Genomic DNA, 4,794 nt, shown 5'->3' on the forward strand with positions numbered 1-4,794 from the left:
CATGGATGGCCCGTCACGGCGGCCCACGGATTCAAGCCTTCGTTCGGGCACACCGAGCCTAAGCGAGGTGCCGAGTGGTGGGGCAAGAGCCCTTTGGTTACTTTGGGGCTTTTCCAAAGTGACCCGCTGTAAGAGCGGAACCCATCGCGGCCGTTACTCAAATAACGGATATGTACTCCGTAAAAACCGGCCCCCAAAGGCCGCCACGTCAAACAGCACATACATCCAATTCCAGCCCCCCATTACCCCCCAAACTCCCCCTATCGCACAACTCTCCAGGGGGGAATCAAAACATGGACCCAACACCCAAAACCAGCCCCGACGAAGTCGTCACCCTGGTCGTCAAACACCTGATCAAACCCGGTCGCGAAGCCGACTACGAAGCCTGGCTACGCCGCATCGTGCGCATCGCTGGCGAACGCCCAGGCCACCTCGGCGTCGATGTCGTGCGCAGCAAACAAAACCGCCTGGCGCTGTTCACCTGCGTCCTGCGCTACCGCTCCACCGACGACCTCGAACGCTGGCTCGACTCCCCCGAGCGCCAAGCCCTGATCAACGAAGCTACGCCCATGCTCGCCGACGGCGACAACACCGAAATCGGTGCCGTCAATGAGTTCTGGTTCGCCCCCCTGGCCGACAGCGCCGCCAAACCACCGCGCTGGAAACAAGCCGTGGTGACCCTGTTTGTCATCCTGCCGCTGACCCTGCTGATTCCGATCGTCTGGGGCCCGGTGTTACGCCTGCATCCGTTCCTCTCCAACTACGTGGTCGCAACCTTCCTGGTCACCCTGACCATCGTGCTGCTGGTGGTCTACCTGCTGATGCCGGCCGCCACCCGCCTGTTCGCTCCCTGGCTTGAAGCCTCTGTAAAGGAAACCCTATGAACGCCGATCTGATTCTGTTCAATGGCCAGTTCCACACCGTGGACCGTGAAAACCCGCGCGCCACCGCCGTTGCTATTCACCAGGGCCGCTTCGTCGCGGTCGGCACCGACGCCCAAGCCATGGCGTTGCGGGGCAGTGGCACGCAGGTCATCGACCTTAAGGGCCGCACCGTCATCCCTGGCCTCAACGACTCGCACCTGCACCTGATCCGTGGCGGGCTGAACTACAACCTCGAACTGCGCTGGGAAGGCGTGCCGTCCCTGGCCGATGCGCTGCGCATGCTCAAGGATCAGGCGGATCGCACGCCTACGCCGCAGTGGGTGCGCGTGGTCGGTGGCTGGAACGAATTCCAGTTCGCCGAAAAACGTATGCCGACCCTGGAGGAGCTGAACCAGGCCGCGCCGGACACGCCAGTGTTCGTGCTGCACCTGTACGACCGTGCCTTGCTCAACCGCGCCGCCCTGCGGGTGGCCGGCTATACCAAAGACACGCCGAACCCGCCGGGCGGCGAGATCGTGCGTGACAGCAACGGCAACCCCACCGGCATGCTGGTGGCGCGGCCTAACGCGATGATCCTCTATGCAACCCTGGCCAAGGGGCCGAAATTGCCGCTGGAATATCAGGTCAACTCGACCCGACAGTTCATGCGTGAACTCAATCGCCTGGGCCTTACCAGTGCGATCGATGCCGGCGGTGGCTTCCAGAATTATCCCGATGACTACGCGGTGATCGAGCAACTGGCCAAAGATGAACAGCTGACGGTGCGCATCGCCTACAACCTGTTCACCCAGAAGCCCAAGGAAGAACTCAGCGACTTCAAGCACTGGACCGGCAGCGTCACCCTGCATCAGGGCGATGACTACCTGCGCCACAACGGCGCCGGCGAGATGTTGGTGTTTTCGGCGGCGGACTTCGAAGATTTCCTTGAACCGCGCCCCGACCTGCCGCTGACCATGGAGCAGGAACTGGAACCGGTGGTTCGGCATCTGGTCGAGCAGCGCTGGCCATTCCGCTTGCATGCCACTTACAACGAATCCATCTCGCGCATGCTCGACGTGTTCGAGAAGGTCAACCGCGACATTCCGTTCAATGGCCTGCCGTGGTTTTTCGACCACGCCGAAACCATCACCCCGCACAACATCGAGCGCGTGCGTGCTCTTGGCGGCGGTATCGCGATTCAGGATCGCATGGCGTTCCAGGGCGAATATTTTGTCGAACGTTACGGCGCCAAGGCGGCCGAAGCCACGCCGCCGATCAAGCGCATGTTGGCTGAAGGCGTACCGGTCGGGGCGGGCACCGATGCCACACGGGTGTCGAGCTACAACCCGTGGACCTCGTTGTATTGGATGGTCAGCGGCCGCACCGTCGGCGGCCTGGAACTGCACGCCGAAGGCCTGCCGCGCCTCACCGCGTTGGAGCTGTTCACCCACGGCAGTGCCTGGTTCTCGTCGGAGCAGGGCAAGAAGGGCCAGATCAAGGTCGGCCAGTTGGCGGACGTTGCCGCGCTGTCGGCAGACTTTTTCAGTGTCGATGAAGAAGCCATCAAGTGGATCGAGTCGGTGCTCACCGTGGTCGGCGGTAAGGTGGTGTACGGCGCCGGCGACTTCGAAGATTTCGCACCGCCACGCGTGCCGGTGCTGCCGGACTGGTCGCCGGTGGTCAAGGTGCCGGGGCACTGGCGCCCAAGTTCAGCGTTACAAGCCCAGGTCCATCAATGCAGCGGCCCATGTGGCGTGCATGCCCATGGCCATGAAAAAGCGCGCCTTTCCAGCGTGCCGGTCAGCGACTTCCAGGGTTTCTGGGGCGCGTTTGGCTGCTCGTGCTTTGCCTTCTAAAACCCCCAAAGGAGCTACCCCATGACTTACAAACGCTTGAACAAAGACGACGCCGTGGTGCTGTTGGTGGACCACCAGACTGGCTTGATCTCGCTGGTGCAGGATTTCTCGCCCAACGAATTCAAGAACAACGTGCTGGCGCTGGCGGATGTGGCCAAGTTCTTCAAGCTGCCGACCATCCTCACCACCAGCTTTGAAACCGGCCCCAATGGCCCGCTGGTGCCGGAGCTTAAGGCGCTGTTCCCGGACGCGCCGTACATCCCGCGCCCTGGCCAGATCAATGCCTGGGACAACGAAGATTTCGTCAAGGCCGTCAAGGCCACCGGCCGCAAGCAATTGATCATCGCCGGTGTGGTGACCGACGTCTGCGTGACGTTCCCGACCCTGGCCGCGCTGGCTGAAGGCTTCGAGGTGTTTGTGGTGACCGACGCTTCGGGGACGTTCAACGAGGCCGTGCAACGTGCGTCGTGGGCGCGCATGAGCGCAGCGGGTGCGCACCTGGTCAACTGGTTTGCGGTGGCTTGCGAGCTGCAGATCGACTGGCGCAACGACATGGAAGGCCTGGCCAACCTGCTGTCGCCACGCATTCCCAACTACCGCAACCTGATGAACAGCTACTCGGCGTTTACTGCCAAGTAACCCCGCAGACAGGACACCGCTGAACCCTGTGGGAGCCGGGCTTGCCCGCGACGGCGCAGCATCAGTCGACATCACGGTTGGCTGACGCTGCGCTGTTGCGGGCCAGCCCGGCTCCCACATTTGATTTGTGGTGCCATGACTGACCGGTTATAAATCAGCAAAATGTCCACCGAGAAGCGACAATGAACCCCTTCGAAGACATGCGCCTGTTCTGCCAGGTCATGGAGTCCGGCAGCTTTACCGCCGCCGCCGAGCAACTGGGCCTGTCCAAGCAATTTGTCAGCCGCCGCCTGATTCAGCTGGAAGAGCGCCTGGGCGTGCGCCTGCTCAACCGTTCCACGCGCCGCCTGGACGTCACGCCGCTGGGCCAGAGTTATTACGAATCCGCCTTGCGATTGCTCAGTGACGTCGAGCAAGTGGAGCAGGGCATCGCCGGCCAGAACAGCGAGCCGCGCGGCACGCTGCGCCTGAGTGCGCCGCTGTCGTTTGCCATGGCTCACCTGGGTTGCCTGTTGCCGTCATTTCTGCAGCGCTATCCGCACGTGTCGGTGGAAGTCGACCTCAGTGACCGGCCTGTTGACCTGATCGGCGAAGGCTACGACCTGGTGCTGCGCATCGGCACCCTTGAAGACTCGACCTTGATCGCGCGGCGCATCGCCAGTGTCGAGCGGGTGTATTGCGCCAGCCCCGAGTACCTGGCCCGGCGCGGCACGCCGCTCAAGCCCGAAGACCTGGCCGACCACGATTGCCTGCCCTACGGCCACGGCCGCCAGGTGCAGTGGCGCTTCCAGACCAAGGGCAAACTGCAGTCGGTGAATGTCAGCGGGCGCATGCGCGTGAACAACGGCGAGTTGTTGCGCGACACGGCGATTGCCGGATTGGGCGTCACGTACCTGCCAACGTTTATTGTGGCCGACGCGTTGAAGCACGGGCGCCTGGTCACGCTTCTGGAAGACTTCGCCCCTGAAGCGCTGACCTTGTCGGCGGTGTACCCACAGCACCGGCAAAGCTCAAGGCCGGTGCAGGCGCTGGTGGAATTCTTGCGTGAGCGCCTGGCGGGTGGTTGCTGAACCATTGACACAACATCGCACACCTGTGGGAGCGGGCTTGCTCGCGAAAGCGGTGTGTCAGTCAGCGTATCTGTAGCTGATCCAGCGCATTCGCGAGCAAGCCAGCTCCCACATTTTGATTGAGGTTTGGCTCAGAGATCGACGAGGTTGGCCAACTCCGAACCGTCCACATACCGCTCCAAATTCGCCAGAAACGTATCGGCAATCTCCTCTTGGCAGGCGCTGGTGGAATTCTTGCGTGAACGCCTGGCGGGTGGTTGCTGAACCACTGACACAACATCGCACACCTGTGGGAGCGGGCTTGCTCGCGAAAGCGGTGTGTCAGTCAGCGTATCTGTAGCTGATCCAGCGCATTCGCGAGCAAGC

At 62.3% G+C, this 4,794-nt stretch carries 4 protein-coding genes and 1 pseudogene; 4 read left to right on the forward strand and 1 reads right to left on the reverse strand.

The annotated features are described in order from the left end of the window. Positions 1–293: 293 nt before the first annotated feature. From AC19YS_RS31875 to AC19YS_RS31890, 4 genes are all read left to right on the forward strand, one after another. A complete protein-coding gene (locus AC19YS_RS31875; RefSeq protein ID WP_106580733.1) occupies positions 294–884 on the forward strand; it encodes an antibiotic biosynthesis monooxygenase in 591 nt (196 codons plus the stop codon). Further along, on the forward strand, positions 881–2,719 hold the full coding sequence (locus AC19YS_RS31880; protein ID WP_124417074.1) for an amidohydrolase: 1,839 nt from the start codon (positions 881–883) through the stop codon (positions 2,717–2,719). Before AC19YS_RS31875 ends, AC19YS_RS31880 begins: the two co-directional genes overlap by 4 nt. A 21-nt stretch (positions 2,720–2,740) precedes the next feature. Further along, positions 2,741–3,358: an isochorismate family cysteine hydrolase YcaC gene (ycaC, locus tag AC19YS_RS31885; protein WP_106580735.1), complete on the forward strand. Its 618-nt coding sequence runs from the start codon at positions 2,741–2,743 to the stop codon at positions 3,356–3,358. A gap of 182 nt (positions 3,359–3,540) precedes the next feature. Further along, positions 3,541–4,428: a LysR family transcriptional regulator gene (locus AC19YS_RS31890; protein WP_169366399.1), complete on the forward strand. Its 888-nt coding sequence runs from the start codon at positions 3,541–3,543 to the stop codon at positions 4,426–4,428. Positions 4,429–4,559: 131 nt separating this feature from the next. Here the strand turns inward: AC19YS_RS31890 and AC19YS_RS31895 are convergent. Next, positions 4,560–4,794: pseudogene (locus AC19YS_RS31895) on the reverse strand (hypothetical protein); the annotation flags it as partial.

This window comes from Pseudomonas sp. MF08831 (assembly GCF_059862645.1).